This window comes from Vibrio sp. 811, assembly GCF_033339195.1.
Genome location: NZ_JAWOUB010000283.1, coordinates 1 through 791 on the forward strand (window position 1 = coordinate 1; position 791 = coordinate 791).

Below are 791 nucleotides of genomic sequence, written 5' to 3' on the forward strand. Positions count from 1 at the left end.
GCTATCGAGTGAGCTAATGTCGTGAATAAAACCGATATCGTTAGGATTCTTCATCATCGCAACCTCCTAACCATTAAATGATGATCAACTGGCCTTCGATGGCACCAGCTTGTTTCAATGCTTGTAAGATGGCCATCAAATCAGAAGGTGCTGCGCCCACTTCATTCACCGCACGTACTAGGTCATCCAGCGTCAAACCCGGCTCGAATTTGAACATCTTGCCTTTTTCTTCCGTCACTTCGATATCTGAATCGGGCACCACGACCGTTTGGCCGCCAGAGAAGCCGTTTGGTTGGCTAACGTTTAGATTTTCTTTGATGGCGACAGTCATGCCACCATGCGTCACTGCCGCAGGCTTAAGACGCACGTGTTTGCCAACGACAATCGTGCCAGTACGGGAGTTAACAATGATCTTCGCCGCGCCATCAGCTGGGTCAAACTCTAGGTTTTCAATCGCGGACAAAAACGCCACACGCTGGCTGACATCACGCGGGGCACGCACGCGTACCGACGTCGCATCGACTGCGCTAGCCATTTGTGGGCCAAGGAAGTTGTTTACCGCATCCGCCATGCGTTGTGCGGTCGTGAAATCAGATTCAAGCAAGTTGAAAGTAATGTAATCACCACGACCGAATGGGTTTGGAATTTCGCGCTCTACCGTCGCACCACTAGAGATAAGACCAACGGTTGGGTTGTTACCAACAATTTTTGAACCGTCAGCGCCTTCAGCACTGAAACCGCTCACCACTACGTTACCTTGTGCACCCGCATAAACTTGACCGTCTAGACCT

1 protein-coding gene is annotated in these 791 nt (G+C 50.7%); it reads right to left on the reverse strand.

The genetic code is table 11. From position 1 onward, the window contains the following. Positions 1 to 73: 73 nt before the first annotated feature. Positions 74 to 791 (reverse strand): flagellar basal body P-ring protein FlgI (locus R7Q46_RS26365; RefSeq protein ID WP_318078108.1); only part of this gene is annotated, 718 nt, incomplete at its 5' end.